The 17,400-nt window shown below is 42.1% G+C and carries 17 protein-coding genes; 15 read left to right on the top strand and 2 right to left on the bottom strand.

The annotated features are described in order from the left end of the window. Positions 1–27 precede the first annotated feature (27 nt). The 5 genes from IEE86_RS08590 to IEE86_RS08570 all read left to right on the top strand — a co-directional run bounded on the left by IEE86_RS08590 (position 28) and on the right by IEE86_RS08570 (position 6,828). Positions 28–1,089, top strand: a complete 1,062-nt coding sequence (locus IEE86_RS08590) for a carbamoyl phosphate synthase small subunit (protein ID WP_191096828.1) — start codon at positions 28–30, stop codon at positions 1,087–1,089. Beyond that, positions 1,082–4,162 (top strand): carbamoyl phosphate synthase large subunit, encoded by a 3,081-nt coding sequence (locus IEE86_RS08585; RefSeq protein WP_191096827.1) that lies wholly within the window; start codon positions 1,082–1,084, stop codon positions 4,160–4,162. Before IEE86_RS08590 ends, IEE86_RS08585 begins: the two co-directional genes overlap by 8 nt. After that, on the top strand, positions 4,159–5,109 hold the full coding sequence (gene argF, locus IEE86_RS08580; RefSeq protein ID WP_191096826.1) for an ornithine carbamoyltransferase: 951 nt from the start codon (positions 4,159–4,161) through the stop codon (positions 5,107–5,109). Before IEE86_RS08585 ends, argF begins: the two co-directional genes overlap by 4 nt. Positions 5,110–5,211: 102 nt before the next feature. Further along, positions 5,212–5,391 (top strand): YjzC family protein, encoded by a 180-nt coding sequence (locus tag IEE86_RS08575; protein WP_071167791.1) that lies wholly within the window; start codon positions 5,212–5,214, stop codon positions 5,389–5,391. Between the two features lie 171 nt (positions 5,392–5,562). Further along, entirely contained in the window at positions 5,563–6,828 is a 1,266-nt protein-coding gene (locus IEE86_RS08570) for an MFS transporter (protein ID WP_191096825.1), read from the top strand. Positions 6,829–6,959: 131 nt separating this feature from the next. Here IEE86_RS08570 and IEE86_RS08565 read toward each other — a convergent pair whose 3' ends face one another. Further along, entirely contained in the window at positions 6,960–7,154 is a 195-nt protein-coding gene (locus tag IEE86_RS08565; RefSeq protein ID WP_003211779.1) for a YjzD family protein, read from the bottom strand. A gap of 212 nt (positions 7,155–7,366) precedes the next feature. On the opposite strand from IEE86_RS08565, the gene IEE86_RS08560 reads away from it, so the two are divergent. From IEE86_RS08560 to IEE86_RS08545, 4 genes are all read left to right on the top strand, one after another. Next, on the top strand, positions 7,367–8,107 hold the full coding sequence (locus IEE86_RS08560; RefSeq protein WP_191096824.1) for a hypothetical protein: 741 nt from the start codon (positions 7,367–7,369) through the stop codon (positions 8,105–8,107). 75 nt (positions 8,108–8,182) lie between these two features. Further along, the gene (locus IEE86_RS08555) at positions 8,183–8,755 is read left to right on the top strand and encodes a nad binding enzyme (RefSeq protein WP_191096823.1); all 573 of its coding nucleotides are present in this window, start codon (positions 8,183–8,185) and stop codon (positions 8,753–8,755) included. Between the two features lie 96 nt (positions 8,756–8,851). Next, positions 8,852–9,814 carry a BMP family ABC transporter substrate-binding protein gene (locus IEE86_RS08550; protein ID WP_191096822.1) on the top strand — a complete coding sequence of 321 codons (963 nt, stop codon included), beginning with the start codon at positions 8,852–8,854 and terminating at the stop codon, positions 9,812–9,814. Between the two features lie 11 nt (positions 9,815–9,825). After that, positions 9,826–10,023: a ComZ family protein gene (locus IEE86_RS08545; RefSeq protein WP_003211983.1), complete on the top strand. Its 198-nt coding sequence runs from the start codon at positions 9,826–9,828 to the stop codon at positions 10,021–10,023. Positions 10,024–10,033: 10 nt separating this feature from the next. On the opposite strand, the gene IEE86_RS08540 is transcribed toward IEE86_RS08545, so the two are convergent. Continuing rightward, the gene (locus IEE86_RS08540; protein ID WP_191096821.1) at positions 10,034–10,267 is read right to left on the bottom strand and encodes a hypothetical protein; all 234 of its coding nucleotides are present in this window, start codon (positions 10,265–10,267) and stop codon (positions 10,034–10,036) included. 168 nt (positions 10,268–10,435) lie between these two features. Between IEE86_RS08540 and IEE86_RS08535 the strand changes: the two genes are divergently transcribed. The 6 genes from IEE86_RS08535 (at position 10,436) to IEE86_RS08510 (ending at position 17,397) form a co-directional block, all read left to right on the top strand. After that, a complete protein-coding gene (locus tag IEE86_RS08535; RefSeq protein ID WP_191096820.1) occupies positions 10,436–11,374 on the top strand; it encodes a beta-ketoacyl-ACP synthase III in 939 nt (312 codons plus the stop codon). Positions 11,375–11,395: 21 nt separating this feature from the next. Then, complete coding sequence (gene fabF, locus IEE86_RS08530) at positions 11,396–12,637, top strand: beta-ketoacyl-ACP synthase II (RefSeq protein ID WP_191096819.1); 1,242 nt, start codon at positions 11,396–11,398, stop codon at positions 12,635–12,637. Between the two features lie 77 nt (positions 12,638–12,714). Next, complete coding sequence (locus IEE86_RS08525) at positions 12,715–13,506, top strand: DUF2268 domain-containing putative Zn-dependent protease (RefSeq protein WP_191096818.1); 792 nt, start codon at positions 12,715–12,717, stop codon at positions 13,504–13,506. 172 nt (positions 13,507–13,678) lie between these two features. Next, positions 13,679–14,662 carry an ABC transporter ATP-binding protein gene (locus tag IEE86_RS08520; protein ID WP_191096817.1) on the top strand — a complete coding sequence of 328 codons (984 nt, stop codon included), beginning with the start codon at positions 13,679–13,681 and terminating at the stop codon, positions 14,660–14,662. Further along, positions 14,659–15,681: an ABC transporter ATP-binding protein gene (locus tag IEE86_RS08515; protein WP_191096816.1), complete on the top strand. Its 1,023-nt coding sequence runs from the start codon at positions 14,659–14,661 to the stop codon at positions 15,679–15,681. Before IEE86_RS08520 ends, IEE86_RS08515 begins: the two co-directional genes overlap by 4 nt. 81 nt (positions 15,682–15,762) lie before the next feature. Beyond that, positions 15,763–17,397 carry a peptide-binding protein gene (locus IEE86_RS08510; protein WP_191096815.1) on the top strand — a complete coding sequence of 545 codons (1,635 nt, stop codon included), beginning with the start codon at positions 15,763–15,765 and terminating at the stop codon, positions 17,395–17,397. Positions 17,398–17,400: the final 3 nt, after the last annotated feature.

Here is a 17,400-nt window from a genome sequence, read left to right as displayed (position 1 = left end):
ATTATTCAATTTTGGGGTGACATAAGCATGAAAGGTTATTTAAATTTAGAAGATGGAGCCTCTTTTGAAGGAGATCTGACAGGAGAAGCTGGTATCACTGGTGAAGTGGTCTTTTTTACAGGCATGACAGGTTATCAAGAGGTGCTCACAGATCCCTCTTATAAAGGTCAGATCATTGTGTTCACGTATCCGCTTATCGGAAATTACGGCATCAATCATGAAGATTTTGAGAGCAAAAAGCCTCAAGTAAAAGCGGTGGTTGTCTATGAGGCAGCTGAGCATTTTTCTCACCATCTTGCAGCAGTCAGCTTAAAGGATTATTTACAGAAATGGAACATTCCGCTTCTGACACATACTGATACTCGCGCAGTTGTGCAAAACATACGGGCAAATGGAACGATGAACGCTGTGTTAAGTATAGACGAAAACGAAACACCACCGGCGATGAAACAAGACAATGTAGTCGAGCAGGTCACAGAGGATGAGATCTACACACAAGGAAGCGGCGAGGAGCATATAGCACTCATTGATTTTGGCTTTAAAAAGTCAATTGCCGATTCGCTTGAAGCGCGCGGCTGTAAAGTAACGGTCCTTCCGTATAAACAAATGGAAAAGGTGTTTGAGATCAAGCCAGATGCGATTCTGCTGTCAAACGGACCTGGAGATCCTAAAACAATGAAACCATATTTAAAGACGATTCATGACATCATGATGACCTTCCCGACACTTGGCATTTGCTTAGGTCACCAATTAATCGCTCTAGCACTTGGCGGGGATACGTATAAGCTGCCGTTTGGCCACCGCGGGGCGAATCACCCTGTACAAGATACAGAATCAAAACGTGTCTTCATGACGAGTCAGAATCACAGCTATGTTGTGAATGAAAACAGCATGAATGACAAAGAAGTGGACGTGAAATTCCTTCATGTAAATGATGGGTCTGTAGAAGGATTCATTCATAAAGAGAAGCTGATCATGTCCGTTCAATTTCATCCAGAAGCACACCCAGGGCCTGCTGAAAGTGAATGGGTATTCGATGATTTTATTGAGAAAGTGAAACAAGCAAGGAGAGAAGTCGCACATGCCTAAAGATCAAAGCATACAAACCATTCTAGTCATCGGGTCTGGTCCAATCATCATTGGTCAGGCAGCAGAATTTGATTACTCAGGAACACAAGGATGTATGGCCTTAAAAGAAGAGGGCTACAACGTCATTTTAGTGAATAACAACCCAGCCACCATTATGACAGACGAGTCATTTGCTGATGAAATTTATTTTGAACCGCTTTCAGTTGATTCAGTGACAAGAATTATTGAAAAGGAAAAGCCAGATGGTCTTTTAGCCAACCTTGGCGGACAGACGGCTTTAAACCTTGCAGTCGAGTTAGAAAAAGCCGGTGTACTGAAAAAGCACGGGGTGACACTGCTCGGAACGTCAGTTGAAACAATTGAAAACGGTGAAGATCGTGAGAAATTCCGTGCTCTCATGAAACAGTTGAACGAACCTGTGCCAGATAGTGAAATTGTGGATAATGCGAAAGATGCCCTTCAATTTGCAAAAGAAGTAGGCTTCCCGGTCATCCTTAGGCCAGCGTACACACTTGGCGGTAAGGGCGGCGGAATCGCTTTAACAGAAGAGGCGTTTAAGCCGCTCATTGAAGGAGCCCTATTAGCAAGCCCGATTCATCAGTGTTTAGTTGAAAAAAGCATAGCTGGCTTCAAAGAAGTCGAATATGAGGTCATGAGAGATCGTCAAAATACGTGTATCACTGTATGTAACATGGAAAATATCGATCCAGTTGGTGTGCACACAGGTGACTCGATTGTTGTTGCGCCATCTCAAACATTAACGGATCAGGATTATCAAATGCTCCGTTCCGCGAGCCTGAAAATCATTTCAGCACTGGATGTAGTCGGCGGATGCAATATTCAATTTGCTCTTGATCCACTTAGTAAAAAATACTTTGTCATTGAGGTCAATCCTCGGGTCAGCCGTTCATCTGCTCTTGCATCAAAAGCAACAGGCTATCCGATTGCAAAAATGGCTGCAAAGCTTGCGGTGGGCTATACACTAGACGAATTGAAAAACCCGCTCACAGGTACAACTTATGCTAGCTTCGAGCCGGCACTTGATTATGTCGTTGTGAAATTCCCACGCTGGCCGTTTGATAAATTCAAACAGGCAGACCGTCAATTAGGCACAAAAATGAAGGCCACTGGTGAAGTCATGGCGATTGACCGTAATTTAGAGTCTGCCATTCAAAAAGCAGTCGCATCACTTGAGATCAAAACAAAGGGCTTTCACCTGCCAGAACTGAAAGAGCAATCGACTGAACAATTATTTGAATTAATCAAAACGCCAGATGATCGCCGCTTTTTCGCTGTCATGGAGCTTCTTTCAAGACAAGAGACGGTTGAAACAATTCATCAGATGACAAAAATTGATCTGTTTTTCTTACATGTGTTCAACCGAATGATCGCACTCGAACAGGAACTCAAGAATCAAAAGGGGACTCTATCGAAAGACACCTTGAAAAAGGTAAAAGAAAAGGGCTTCCTTGATGAAACGATTGCTCATCTTACAGGTAATAGTGAAGAGGCAATTAGGCAGCTTCGGAAGGAGTATGGCATTGCTGCTTCATTTAAAATTGTCGATACATGTGCGGCGGAATTTGATGCGAAAACGAATTACTTCTATTCCACGTACTTTGGGAAAAGTGATGGGGAGCATCAGGAGAAAACAAAGCAGCGTGCACTCATCATTGGCTCTGGTCCAATTCGAATTGGGCAGGGAGTCGAGTTTGACTATAGTGCGGTTCATGGGGTTCTCACTCTGCAAAAGCTTGGATTTGAAACCATCATGATGAACAACAATCCAGAAACGGTAAGTACCGATTATGAGATTGCAGATCGTTTATATTTTGAACCCATTACACTAGAGCATATCTTAAACGTGGTGGAAGCGGAACAGATTGATTTCGTCATCGTCCAATTTGGTGGACAGACTGCGATTAATGTAGCAGAAGGCTTGGAAAAAGCCGGGGTTACGCTATTAGGTACATCCTTTAACACATTAGATGCATTAGAGGATCGTGATTTGTTCTATCAGCTTCTTGATGAATTGAAGCTTCCTCATGCAAAAGGAGATACGGCTCACTCAAAAGAAGAAGCACTCACGCATGCCAAAAGCATCGGTTATCCTGTGTTAATTCGCCCATCGTATGTCATTGGCGGAATGGGAATGATTGTTGTCCAATCAGAAGCTCATCTCACATCACTGCTTGATCAGCCAGATCATTTGCCGTACCCGATCTTAATTGATGAGTATGTTACTGGAAAAGAAGTTGAAGTGGATCTTATTTCTGACGGAAAAACGACCTTCATTCCAACGATCGTTGAGCATATTGAGAAAGCGGGCGTGCATTCAGGTGACAGCTTTGCTATTTTACCAAGCGTCTCTATCAGTGAGGACATCAAACAGCAGGTGTATACTGCATCTGAACAAATAGCGAAGAAATTAGCGTTTAAGGGCATTATGAATATCCAATTTGTGATCAAAGGCGATCAGGCGCTTGTATTAGAGGTGAACCCTCGGGCAAGCCGGACTGTCCCAGTCGTCAGCAAGGTCATGGGCATTGAAATGATTCCAATGGCAACAAAGTTATTAGCTGGTGCGACGCTTGATGAATTAAACCCTTCAACGAAAAACAAGGGGGGAACAGCTGTGAAATTCCCAGTCTTCTCATCACATGCCATTCAAGATATCGATTTAAAGCTGACACCAGAAATGAAAGCGACAGGTGAAGGAATGTGTGTAGGCAAAAACGTCGAAAGCGCCTTGAAAAAAGTATTTGCGTCGATTTGGCAACAGAAAGGGAGCCTCTTTATACAAGGCAGTGAATTATTAATAGAGGAAGCGAAACAAGCAGGCTTTGACGTATGGACTGGCAGCTTTGAATCTTGGCTGCAACAAAGCGATAAATCCCTTCACATCCACTTAGGGGAGGATGAAGAGGCAAAAGAGCAACGTGTAAAATCGCTCACGCATGGTGTTCAAGTCCTAACCGAATATGAAACAGTTCAAGCATTCCTGAAAGGGAAAGAGGGAGATGTATCGCCAGTATCTCTCCATGAATTATATAAAAAGGAAGTGACGGCATGAATCAAGTAGACGTGCAACCGGCATTATACGGAAAAGACTTTTTATCGTTAAAGGATTTCTCTATCAATGACATTGCGTACTTAATTGAAAAAGCGGAAGAAATGAAACAACATCCATATCAGGATTTATTTAAAGGGAAAACGTTAGCGATGATTTTTGAAAAGTCCTCTACTAGAACCCGTGTATCGTTTGAAGCGGGCATGACGCAGCTAGGCGGACACGCGCTTTTCCTCAGCTCAAATGATTTGCAAATTGGCAGAGGAGAATCCGTTAGTGATACGGCGCAAGTGCTGTCCGGGTATGTAGATGGCATTATGATTCGTACCTTTGAACATGAGAAGGTAGAGGAGCTGGCAAAATACGCGTCCATTCCAGTCATCAACGGATTGACTGATTACTCACATCCATGTCAGGCACTTGCTGATTTATTGACAATCAAAGAAGCAAAAGGGACTTTAAAAGGAGTCAAAGTGGCGTATATCGGAGATGGAAATAACGTAGCGCACTCCTTGATGGTCGGCTGTGCGCAGTTAGGCTGTGATATTGCGGTTGCATCACCGAAAGGCTATGAACCACTCCAAGAAGTGACAGACACTGCGCGTGAGTTTGCGAAACAATCCGGTGCAGAAGTGATCGTTACAACAGATCCTGTCGCAGCTGTTCAGGATGCGGATGTCATATATTCAGATGTGTTTACAAGCATGGGGCAGGAAGCAGAAACCGAGAAGCGTCTTGCTGAATTTAAAGAATATCAAGTCAATGATGAACTGATGCGTCATGCAGCAAAGGACTATATTTTCCTTCATTGTCTGCCGGCACACCGCGGAGAAGAAGTAACAGCAGACATTATTGACGGGCCGCATTCAAAAGTATTTCAGCAGGCAGAAAATCGCTTGCATGTACAAAAAGCGTTAATCAAAGAGCTGATGTATCAACAAACCAAATAAACCATATGTGTCCCTGACTCGAAGGAGCAGGGACTTTTTGCATCAAGGATTGGGGAGGCAAGTGACGGACATAATAACAGCAATCGAGAAAGGAGGATGGAAATGGGCCAACAGCATCAGTTTAAATCAGGGAATAAAGCACCGAATAATGGTATCTATATCGAGATCGGTGAAACCGGCAGCATGGTGAAGGATCCTTTAAAGATTAAGCTTAAAGCAGGCGACGTCTTTCCGGATAACTCGAACCATAACCGTGTTTGGACGTATCAAAGAAAGCCGTAAGCAATTGACTAAGAGTCCATATGAATAAGTCTTTAGAGGCATGTGTCATGCCTCTTTTTTCTTTATAATAAAAAGCAATTAAGGTCAAATTTTCAAATAAATAGTATGAAAAAAAGAGAATGTAAGGTAAAATATGTAAGTGACAATTGAGATGTTGAAAGGATTTGTGTGATGGAAAAGACGAATCTCAGTGAAAGTGTTTGGAATAAACGCTTCACCTCATTATTTATATCAAGACTTATTAAAAATACAGGGGAAAGTTTTGCTTTTACATCCGTTCTTTGGCTATTGATTTTAAGAGGGGATGGAGCGCTGGGTACAGGACTTCTTCTAGCAGTTACCGTTCTTCCTTCATCATTGTTAGCCCCAATATTAGGACCTCTTATGAAAAAGCACCATTTGTCTAAATGGATGTTCGCTTCAGACATCGTTCGAGCAACAATTGTACTCATTATTCCACTACTGCACTTTTCGCATCTTTTGCCTTTATGGTTATTGATCTCATTAATGGTGATTCAGTCGGCAACAGGTGCAGCATACAACCCAGCTTCTGTGGCCATTCTGCCGCAGATTGTTCCGAAGCATCTCATTCAAAAAGCAAATGCAATCCTGCAATCTTCTTTTGAAATTGTCGCACTTGCAGCAGTGATGGTAGCGGGGCTTTTGGTCAAATTAATTGGACCTGCGGATACACTGCTGATCACAACAGCCTTATTTATCATATCTGGCCTGTTTATTATCGGTGTCAAACTTAAGAAAGCCGATGAAGAAAAGGTAGCGGGCGTGAAACAAGCAAAGAATACATACCTATATAACTTAAAAAGAGGCTTCCTTGTTGTCAAAAATCATCATATTTTATTTGCGCTGACGCTGTATTGTATTTTAATGAATGTCGCAGCAGCCCCGTGGCAGGCACTTTCCGCTGTATACGTAGCAGAAGCGCTGCAAAGTGATTCAATGGTGTATTCCATTTTAAGAGGCGTTGCCGCAGTGGGCGCGTTTATGATGGGCTTTGCGCTGGCAAAGGTGAAAATTAAAAGATTTGGTTTGTTCTTTATTGTCGCTGGAATGATTGAAGGGGCAGCGTTCTTTATCACCGGGATGAGCACATGGTTGCCGGTCGTTCTTCTTGCTTCCTTTATTTTCGGTGCTGCCGTCAGTGCGATCAATGTACCAGAAATGGTCATTATTCAAACGTCTGTCGACCAAGAGGACCAGCCGCAAGTATATGCCGTGATCAATGCATCATCAAATGTCTTTCTCCCGCTTGCAGCTGTTGTATCAGGTGTCCTAGCAGAAAGATTTGGAGCGGGACCTGTCATTGCTGGCGGAGGGGTGCTTGAAATTTTATCAGGCATCGCGATCTTCCTGTTTACAGGGCTTGCGAAAAGCCATTTGACTCAAGACAAACAGAAATCCGAAACAGTTGAGGTGTAAACCAATAAAAAAACCCCCTGTATTCAAGACAGGGGGTTTTAGCATGAAGAGAAACGTTTCAATAGACGCTGAAAAGAAGAAAAGAGCTAAAATCATCATTTTAGCCCTTTGTCAGCAATCATTTCTTACTATTAAGAGTGTTTTGTTGAACTTTCCGTTTCTTTCATTGGACTTACTTCAGCAAAGATGAATAAAATAACCGTAAACACAACAGCAAGAATGGAAGTCAAAGTAAAATCATAAGCAGCTCCATTCATAGATGCAACGATGTAACCAGCCATATGTGTCAGCAGAAAAGTCCAAATGAGGGTGATAATATAATGCATAATCCCACCGTCCTTTATGTAACAATCTATTGATTATCATACCATAGATATGAGTTAAGGGAAAAGACTGTTTTCCGCCTTTATGTGACCATTTTTAGACCTTCTCCTATAAAAATAAAAAGAATTCTTCTGTCTTTAGGGGATTTCCTTATTCCTACAAGAGTTGTTGTTCATATCATAGAAAGCAGAATCACTGAAAGGAGGCTGGCCATATGGGTGTAAGCGAACGGTTTTTCCAGCTTGGTTCCCAGTGGAACGTCATTCACCTTCCTCAAAAACCAAATGGCTTTGGCATTCTTATCCTCGGTGACCGAAATCACTTTGTGCAGGAAAATACATCATTCTGGCTTCAGCATTATGGAAGAAACCAGCTTTTAACTGCCTTAAAGGATGAAGGATATACATTGTTTAATAGTCATCTTCATGGGAATCACTGGGGATGCGAAGATGCTGTGTTTAGTGCAAAGCAGCTTGTTCATCACACATTAAAACAAGAAATATTAAACCGGGAAATTCATGTGCTGGCAGAGGGGATGGGGGCACTTGTCGCCATGAGCCTTGCCGAAGAAATGCCAGAAGTGCTAAGGTCCATTGCGATGGTGAATCCATGTTTGCATCTGCATGCACAAAGAGAAAGAGAAAAGGAACACAAATTCTTTTACAAACAGCTGATCAAAGAGTTGATGCAGAGCTATGGCTGCTCTGAAAAAGAAGCAGAAACGTATCCGCTGCCTTCTTGCCCTGTTCATTCAGCTCATGTACCGATTCATATATGGCAAAGACTAAGCGGCGCTCCGTATTCATATGAACTGCACGCAAAGCCTTTTATCGATCAGCATATGAGGAATCCAGAACATTGTCAGATCGATCTCACCTTGCATATGTTTGATCATCCGAGAAGAATCTTTCAGTCCATTCACAAGTTTTATAAATCGCATGAAAGAGAATTGTAATGAATAGGATGATAACAGCCCTTCATGGAAAGGGCTCTTCTTTTTATTCGATATACTAAAAAAGGGGACATGAACATGGAAACAGGATTGATCATAGGTGCAGATGAATTTTTTGGGCTGACACTTTGTGAATATATGATGAAAGAGGGCATTCAAGTAGATATCACGTGTCCTCACGATCATACAGAAGAGCAAAAGAGGCTGTTAGAAGAGCGGATGATGTGGCTCGGCCGAAATGACCTCGTCCGTGTCATTGACCTTCAGGATGGCAAAGAGATGTATGACCTGATCTTTATTCAATCAGAGGAACCAGATAAAAGAGAGGAAGACATCAAAGCGAAGCATGGGATGTACCGGATACTATTTAAGGAACACGAAGATGAACTGTCCAAACAAAACGTGCCAGCTGTCATCCTTCCTCGCATGTTCGGACCTTGGACACTTGATGAAGAAAAAAGAACAAAAAAAGACCACTCATTTTTTGTAGAAGATGTTGCAAAGGATCTTTTGAAGTGGGCGTCTTGCACCAATCAAAGACAGGATATGGCGCATCAATTGAAGGTAGAAAGCCAAACAGATGACAAACAAGCGGAAGAAATGATTGCAGATTGGAAAAGACAAAACTCAACATTTTTCGACAAAAAGTAAGAATGATCTTCCATCTTATCTTTTTTCAGTATAAAATAAACCTATATTTAACATACAGGTTCATGCCTGCATGTTGCAAAGGGAGTTGAACATGGCATGAAGTACCAACGGCTTGTCATGATCTTTTCGTTCCTTCTCCTATTATCTGCCTGCTCGCAGGCCCCTCTAAAAGGACATATTGAGAAGGTGGGTTTACTCGTCCCCGATACGATTAATGATCAAGTTTGGGGAACGAAAGGTTATAAAGGCTTATTAAATATCCAATCAACATTCGGTGTAGATGTTTATTATAAGGAAGGCATGGTTGACAAGGATAAAATCGTTGATGCCATTGAAGAATTCCATAAAAAAGGGGTCAATTTGATTATTGGCCATGGCAATGAATACAGCGAAATTTTTAACTTAATCAGTGAAGATTATCCTAAAACACAATTTATTACGGTTAATGGAAACAAGCCTCAGGCTGACAATGTCACAAATGTGACGTTTAAAGGAGAAGCCATGGGCTTTTTCGGAGGCATGACAGCAGCACATATGTCAAAAACCAAAAAAATTGGTATTCTTGCTACATACGACTGGCAAAGCGAAGTAGACGGCTTTATCAAAGGCGCAAAATATCAAGATGGACATGTACAAGTGCTAGCGGAATTTGTCGAAAACTGGGACGATGCTGACAAGGCCGTAGATCTCTATCAAAAGCTGAAAAAACAAGGCGTAGATGTTGTGTATCCAGCAGGGGATGGTTATAATATCCCTGTCATTGAACAAATCAAAGCCGATAATTTATCAGCGATTGGGTATGTCACCGATCAATCCAACCTCGGAAGCCACACCGTCTTAACGAGCACAGTGCAGCATGTCGATAAAGCGTACAGTATCATTGCGAAGAAATTTAATGAAGGCAAGCTAAATGACCAAGATGAGTACTCCTTTGACTTTAAAGAAGGAGTCATCGAAATGGGGAAATTTAGCTCAACCATTGACCGCGCTTTTGTGGAGGACATTGAGAGTGATATCGCGTATTACAAAAAAACAGGCAAACTGCCGAATGAAAAGTGAGGACATTGATCATGCAGCACGAAAAATCGATGGAGTTTTTACAAATTGCCATGAAATATTTCCCGCAGGCGAAAGAAGAATTAGATAAAGCAGGGATTCAGCTTGAGCCTGAAGCTCTTCAACCGCTTCTATCATTGTTTACATCGGTCATGCAAGAGGCATATGAGCTTGGAAAAGCAGATGCAGAATCAGAAAAAGCCACGGAATAGTGGCTTTTTTTTATGATAATTTTTTCTTGAAGGCACTAATCATAGGGCCAACATTTTTAAACACAGGCTTCAGCTCATCAATCGAGTTCATAATGTTCCCAATCTGATTCATGACATGCATATAGTCGATTGAGTCATCATTTGAAGATGTCTCCTCGCGTTCCTCCTTTGCTTTTGTCTTGTTATTCTCCTTTTCAAGCGGCTTGCCAAACATCATTGCCGTGAAAATATCCTTTTGCGCCATATCACATGTTCCTTTCTACTATTGGTATACATTAATCTATGAAAAAAGTGAGAGGAAAGGTTAGACGTTTGTATTGCCAAGGAGAAAAAAATAAGGTAAAATTAGTACCAGATACTAATATAAGATCACAATATTACATGCTCGTATGAGTAAAAGGAGTCTTATTCAATGAATGCTGGAATTATTGGCCTTGGCCGCTATATACCTGAAAAAGTATTAACAAATCATGATTTAGAAAAAATGGTTGAAACTTCTGACGAGTGGATTCGTACTAGAACAGGTATAGAAGAAAGAAGAATTGCATCTGATGATGTCAATACATCTCATATGGCGCTTGCTGCTGCAAAAAAAGCATTAGCTGACGCAGATGTGGCTGCAGAAGATATCGATATGATTCTTGTGGCAACAGTCACGCCAGATCAAGCATTTCCGACAGTCGCTTGTATGATTCAAGAACAGCTCGGTGCACATAAAGCATGTGCAATGGATATTAGTGCTGCTTGTGCTGGCTTTATGTATGGGCTTGTTACTGGAAAACAATTTATCGAAGCAGGAACTTTCAAGCACGTGCTCGTCGTTGGCGTGGAAAAACTTTCTCGCATTACCGACTGGGAGGACCGCAATACAGCTGTTCTGTTTGGAGATGGAGCAGGTGCTGCTGTGTTAGGAGCAGTCAGCGAAGGGAAAGGAATTCTATCATTTGAGCTTGGAGCCGATGGAAGAGGCGGGAAGCACTTGTACTTAGATGAAAAAGATCATACAATCATGAATGGACGAGAAGTATTTAAATTTGCTGTAAGACAAATGGGTGAGTCAAGTGTAAACGTCATCGAAAAAGCTGGACTATCGAAAGAAGACGTTGATTTCTTGATCCCGCATCAAGCAAATATTCGCATTATGGAAGCAGCCCGCGAACGCTTAGAGCTGCCAGTCGAAAAAATGTCGAAGACGGTCCATAAATATGGAAACACATCAGCAGCATCTATTCCAATTTCATTATGTGAAGAAATCGAAGCCGGAAAAATTCATGATGGCGATGTGATTGTAATGGTTGGTTTTGGTGGCGGATTAACGTGGGGCGCAATCGCTATGCGATGGGGCCGATAAAAGAGTGAGGTGCACAAATTAATGGATAAGAAGCGAGTAGTTGTTACAGGATTAGGTGCTTTGACACCTCTTGGCAACGATGTAGAGACAACATGGAAGAATGCTTTAGCAGGTGTATCAGGTGTTGGACCGATCACACGAGTCGATTCAAGTGAGTATACCGCAAAAGTAGCTGCAGAATTAAAAGATTTTAACATCGAAGATTACATGGAGAAAAAAGAAGCGAGAAAAATGGCGCGCTTCACTCAATATGCAGTTGTGGCTGCTCAAAAGGCTCTAGAAGATTCACGCCTTGAAATCACAGATGAAAATGCACCGCGTGTTGGTGTATGGGTTGGGTCTGGTATTGGCGGACTTGAAACATTTGAGGAGCAGTTTGAAGTGTATTCAAATAAAGGGGCTAGACGCGTAAGCCCATTCTTTGTCCCAATGATGATCCCAGATATGGCGACAGGACAAATTTCAATTGCACTTGGCGCAAAAGGAGTTAACTCTTGTACAGTGACAGCGTGTGCAACAGGGACAAACTCAATTGGTGATGCATTTAAAGTCATTCAGCGCGGAGATGCTGATGCCATGATTACAGGTGGAACAGAAGCGCCGTTAACAAAAATGTCGTTTGCAGGTTTCTGTGCGAACAAAGCCCTTTCGACAAATCCTGATCCAAAGACAGCAAGCCGTCCATTTGACAAAAACCGTGACGGATTTGTTATGGGTGAGGGTGCTGGGGTGATTGTTCTTGAAGAACTCGAGCATGCGTTAAAACGCGGTGCGACCATTTATGCAGAAATCGTTGGATACGGTTCAACTGGAGATGCGTATCATATTACAGCACCTGCTCCAAACGGAGAAGGCGGCGTCCGCGCAATGAAAGAAGCAATTCGAGATGCAGGTTTGAATGTGGAAGAAATTGATTATATCAATGCCCACGGAACAAGCACACCGTACAATGATAAATTTGAAACTATGGCCATTAAAGAAGTGTTCGGAGAGCATGCGAATCAGCTTGCGATCAGTTCGACAAAATCAATGACAGGTCACTTACTTGGCGCAGCAGGCGGAGTAGAAGCCATTTTCTCTGTCCTTGCGATTAAAGACAGCGTCATTCCTCCAACGATTAACCTTGAAACACCGGATGAAGAATGTGACCTTGACTATGTCGCAAATGAAGCTCGTTCAAAAGAAGTACAAGTTGCTTTGAGTAACTCACTTGGTTTTGGCGGACATAACGCGACAATTATTTTCAAAAAATACGAAGCATAATCCTTCCTGAAAAGGCGGCGATCTATAAACAGATCGCCGCCTTTTTGCATATGATGAAAAAGGAGGTGTTCAGCGGTATGGGTCTGATCAATACACAATATCTCATTCATCAATCTTCATCATTTCAGGAGCTTGCAGCGCGCTTTGTCCCTTATTTCAAAGGAGCAGCAGAAAAAGAATGGTCCTCTATTCTCAATCATTTACAGCATCATGGGATGGTGCGATCTTGGAGCCCATGCCAGGAAATGATCGATAAGCTCAAAGAAAAAGGGTATTTCAAACTTGTCATGAAAGAATATCAAACATTGCGAAAAGAGTGGGGAGGCCCTGACGTCCCAGTATTTATTTTGCCTGTCAATGAGAGCAGCAAAGAAATTAGAGAGCAATTTTATTATCAATCCGGCATGGCATTTGACGACAAAATCTTTCTCTTTTTATCGCCAAATACCCCGAAAGAGCGTATCGGTACATTGCTGACACATGAATACCACCATGTATGCAGGTTGCATTTTCTCACGAAGGAAGAAAAAGACTTTACATTTCTTGATACAATCATGATGGAAGGGTTGGCTGAATATGCTGTATATCATAGATACGGAGAAAGCTATACAGCCAAATGGACCACATTATATGACGAAGCTCAGCTCCAGCGCATGTACAAGAAATGGGTATCCAGTCATCTTCACCAAAAAGTTCAGGACGACGAAAGACTCATCCAGAACCTCCTTTATGGAAAAGGCAACTACCCTAAAATGCTTGGTTACGCCACTGGGTTTTATATCGTGAAAAAGTATTTCAGTGAGCACCGAATCAGTGAGAAGTCTATGATTGCAGAGCCAGCCGAAACCTTTTTGAAGGCGATAGAATGAAAAAGTGAATAATTCACATAAAAAGAGACATATTACAAATTTACTAAATACTTCTTGATTTCGTCATGCTGATGTAATAATATACAAATATAAATTTTGATCATTCTTTTTATTCTGAAAAGACGGAATCTTTTGGTCGGCTCTATTGATCTAAGGGGAAAGGAGCGAATGAATGAGCGCGCTACTTGAAGTGCAAAACTTAAAAACATACTTTTTTCGAAAAAAGGAACCGATACCCGCTGTTGATGGCGTTGACTTTAGCATCAACAGAGGAGAAACTGTCGCATTAGTTGGTGAGTCTGGATCTGGCAAAAGCATTACGTCCTTATCCATTATGGGTCTGATTCATGGAACTGGTGGAAAAATTATGGACGGTTCCATCAAGCTTGATGGCAAAGACCTGGTTACATATGGTGAAAAGGAATTATGCAGCATTCGTGGTAATGACGTATCCATGATCTTTCAGGAACCCATGACCTCACTTAATCCCGTCTTAACCATCGGGGAACAAATAACGGAAATCCTCATCTATCATAAAAAACTTTCAAAAAAAGAAGCCACAAGAAAAGCGATTGATCTGCTGAAGCTTGTTGGTTTTTCTCGCCCAGAACAAATCATCAAAGATTATCCGCACCGTTTATCAGGCGGCATGCGTCAACGAGTCATGATTGCCATTGCGCTAAGCTGCGATCCGAAGCTTCTCATTGCAGATGAACCAACAACCGCACTAGATGTAACCATTCAAGCGCAGGTGCTCACCTTAATGAAAGATTTATGTTCAACATTCGGTACATCCATTCTTCTGATCACACACGATTTAGGTGTCGTGTCTGAAGTGGCAGATCGAGTGATTGTTATGTACTGCGGACAGGTTGTTGAAAATGGGACGGTTGAAGAATTGTTTGATGAGCCGCTTCATCCATATACAGAAGGACTGCTTGAATCGATTCCAGTCATTGATGGAGAGATTCAGCCATTAACGGCGATTAAAGGAAATGTCCCTGCGCCAGATCAGCTTCCGGCCGGCTGCCGCTTTGCTCCTAGATGTCCAAAAGCTATGGACCGCTGCATAGGAGAGTTACCCAAGCTGAAAACATTTGAAAACGGCCGAAGCGTCAGGTGTTTCTTATATGAGGAGGAGGAAGGCCAAACATGACCCTTGCTGAAAAACAACCACAGCTCACAGATCTCCCAGAGAAAGAAACCATTCTTGAACTGAAAAATATTCAAAAGCACTTTCCAATTAAAGCGGGCATTTTGCAGAAAAAAGTCGGTGCGGTTAAAGCAGTTGACGGCATAGATCTCAAGATTTATAAAGGGGAAACGTTAGGCATTGTGGGGGAGTCAGGATGCGGTAAATCCACATTAGGACGGACAATGATTCGCTTATATCAACCAACTGACGGTCAAATCCTATTTAAAGGGCAAGATATCTCCCGCATATCAGAATCAAAGCTAAGACAATCAACACGAAAAAACATCCAAATGGTTTTTCAAGATCCCTTTGCATCACTCAACCCTAGAAAAACACTTCGAAGCATCATCAAAGAACCCTACAAAACACATCACTTATATTCCATAAAAGAAAGAAATGAAAAAGTAGAGCAGCTTTTATCCAAAGTGGGCCTTCATCCAAGCTTTGCGAATCGCTATCCACATGAATTTTCTGGCGGGCAGAGGCAGCGGATCGGCATTGCTCGAGCGCTTGCCATGAATCCCGAGATGATCATCGCAGATGAGCCTGTATCAGCACTTGATGTATCCATTCAGGCGCAGGTCATTAATCTGATGGAGGAGCTTCAGGAGGAATTTGATTTGACCTATCTATTTATCTCTCACGATCTAAGTGTCGTTCGGCATATTAGCGATAGAGTCGGCGTCATGTATCTCGGCAAAATGATGGAGCTTGCAGATAAGCACAGCCTGTACGATGATCCGCTTCATCCATATACGCAGGCACTGCTTTCTTCCGTTCCGCTCACCCGTAAAAAAGGGCAGGTGAAAAGAGAACGGATTATCCTGCAAGGCGACCTACCGAGTCCTGCTAATCCGCCAAAAGGCTGCGTATTTCACACAAGATGCCCGCAAGCGAAAGAAATCTGTAAAGAAAAAGTACCAGTATTTCAGGAATTAAAAACGAACCACTTTGTTGCCTGTCACCTCTACGACGCTTAATAGCTTGTATGATCTCATCTTTGAGAGGGGGGATGAAGCGGCATCTGTCGTCAATTTCTTAAAAAATAGGGGGAATTGTATATGAAAAATAGAAACAAAAAGTCCATTTTGGTCAGTTTACTGATGATCTTTACACTGATACTTTCGGCTTGCTCTGGTGGAAATAAAACATCTGGAGACAGTGAAAAGAAGTCCACTGGTAAACCTGTACAAGGCGGAGACCTTGTCATCGGATCAATTGCAGAGCCTACATTATTTAATTCGCTTTATTCAACAGATGTGGCAAGCTCTGATATTGAGGAAAGAATCTACAGCTTCTTACTTCAAACAGACGGAAAACTCAACCCGCAGCTATCGCTGGCAGAGGATATAAAAGAATCTGATGACGGCAAGCAGTTCGATGTGACCATTAGAAAAGGCGTAAAATTCCATGATGGTGAAGAGCTGACTGCTGATGATGTTGTGTTTACATACAGCATTCCGATCAACAAGGACTACAACGGAGAGCGTGGATCAGGCTTTGAAGTATTAGATTCTGTCAAAAAGACAGGAGATTATTCGATTGAATTCAAGCTCAATAAAAAAGATCCGTATTTTTATAATGTCACCCTAGGAAGCTATGGCATTTTGCCTAAGCATATTTTAGGTGATGTGCCTGTAAAGGATCTCGGCGAAAATGAATTTAACCGAAAAAAACCAATCGGTTCAGGTCCATTTAAATTTGCAGAATGGAAAGAAGGAGACTATGTCAAACTAGAAGCCTTTGATGATTATTGGGATGGCCGTCCATACCTTGATACGGTCACCATTAAAACCATTCCTGATCAAAATGCAGCCATCGCCCAGCTATCAGCAGGTGATATTGATTTCTTTGCTGTACCGGGATCAGAGTTGCAAACAGCTGAAAAAATCAGCAACGTTAAAATTGAATCTGATCTAGGACTGAATTACTCATACATTGGCTGGAACCAGAAAAATGATCTTTTTAAAAGTAAAAAGGTTCGCCAAGCGCTTACACATGCCATTGATCGTCAAACAATTGTTGATCAAGTGTTAGATGGAGATGGCAAAGTAGCCAACATCCCGGAAAGCCCGCTGTCATGGAACTATCCAAAGAGTGAAAATGTCCCAGTGTTTGAATTTGACCAAGAAAAAGCGAAAAAGATGCTGAAAGAAGAGGGCTGGGAGGATACAGATGGAGATGGCTATCTTGATAAGGACGGCAAAAAGTTCTCCTTTGTATTGAAGACGAACCAAGGAAACAAAGTCCGTGAAGATATCGCTGTCGTTGTCCAGCAGCAGCTTAAAGAAATTGGTGTAGAAGCAAAGCCGCAAATTGTGGAATTCAGTGCACTCATTGAGCAGACGACAGCACCTAAATGGGATTATGATGCACTTCTGCTCGGCTGGAGCCTTGCTACATTCCCTGATCAATTCAGCATCTTCCACTCAAGCCAGTCAGAAAAAGGCTTAAATAACATCTGGTATAAAAATAAAGAGGTCGATAAGCTGTTAGTTGATGCTAAAAAATTAAGCGATCGAAAAGAATATTCAAAGGCGTATGAAAAAATTTATAAACTGATCGCAGAAGATCAGCCGTATACGTTCCTTTATTATGCCAACTCACATCGCGCGATGCCATCTAATCTCCAAGGCTACTCTTACCACCCGAAAGATGAGTATTACAAAATCGAAAAATGGTGGCTTGAACAGTAGGCT

Source organism: Bacillus crepusculi, assembly GCF_014764715.1.
GTDB lineage: Bacteria > Bacillota > Bacilli > Bacillales > Bacillaceae > Bacillus.
Note: the sequence above shows the minus strand (reverse complement) of the source record. Positions and strands in the feature narration are given on the sequence as shown.

Coding starts and splice junctions, on each gene's coding strand:
- IEE86_RS08550 (WP_191096822.1), top strand. CDS start 8,852: ATGAAGTACCAACGGCTTGTCATGATCTTTTCGTTCCTTCTCCTATTA.
- IEE86_RS08535 (WP_191096820.1), top strand. CDS start 10,436: ATGAATGCTGGAATTATTGGCCTTGGCCGCTATATACCTGAAAAAGTA.
- IEE86_RS08540 (WP_191096821.1), bottom strand. CDS start 10,267: ATGGCGCAAAAGGATATTTTCACGGCAATGATGTTTGGCAAGCCGCTT.
- IEE86_RS08565 (WP_003211779.1), bottom strand. CDS start 7,154: ATGCATTATATTATCACCCTCATTTGGACTTTTCTGCTGACACATATG.
- IEE86_RS08515 (WP_191096816.1), top strand. CDS start 14,659: ATGACCCTTGCTGAAAAACAACCACAGCTCACAGATCTCCCAGAGAAA.
- IEE86_RS08510 (WP_191096815.1), top strand. CDS start 15,763: ATGAAAAATAGAAACAAAAAGTCCATTTTGGTCAGTTTACTGATGATC.
- IEE86_RS08545 (WP_003211983.1), top strand. CDS start 9,826: ATGCAGCACGAAAAATCGATGGAGTTTTTACAAATTGCCATGAAATAT.
- fabF (WP_191096819.1), top strand. CDS start 11,396: ATGGATAAGAAGCGAGTAGTTGTTACAGGATTAGGTGCTTTGACACCT.
- IEE86_RS08555 (WP_191096823.1), top strand. CDS start 8,183: ATGGAAACAGGATTGATCATAGGTGCAGATGAATTTTTTGGGCTGACA.
- IEE86_RS08590 (WP_191096828.1), top strand. CDS start 28: ATGAAAGGTTATTTAAATTTAGAAGATGGAGCCTCTTTTGAAGGAGAT.
- IEE86_RS08525 (WP_191096818.1), top strand. CDS start 12,715: ATGGGTCTGATCAATACACAATATCTCATTCATCAATCTTCATCATTT.
- argF (WP_191096826.1), top strand. CDS start 4,159: ATGAATCAAGTAGACGTGCAACCGGCATTATACGGAAAAGACTTTTTA.
- IEE86_RS08560 (WP_191096824.1), top strand. CDS start 7,367: ATGGGTGTAAGCGAACGGTTTTTCCAGCTTGGTTCCCAGTGGAACGTC.
- IEE86_RS08585 (WP_191096827.1), top strand. CDS start 1,082: ATGCCTAAAGATCAAAGCATACAAACCATTCTAGTCATCGGGTCTGGT.
- IEE86_RS08575 (WP_071167791.1), top strand. CDS start 5,212: ATGGGCCAACAGCATCAGTTTAAATCAGGGAATAAAGCACCGAATAAT.
- IEE86_RS08520 (WP_191096817.1), top strand. CDS start 13,679: ATGAGCGCGCTACTTGAAGTGCAAAACTTAAAAACATACTTTTTTCGA.
- IEE86_RS08570 (WP_191096825.1), top strand. CDS start 5,563: ATGGAAAAGACGAATCTCAGTGAAAGTGTTTGGAATAAACGCTTCACC.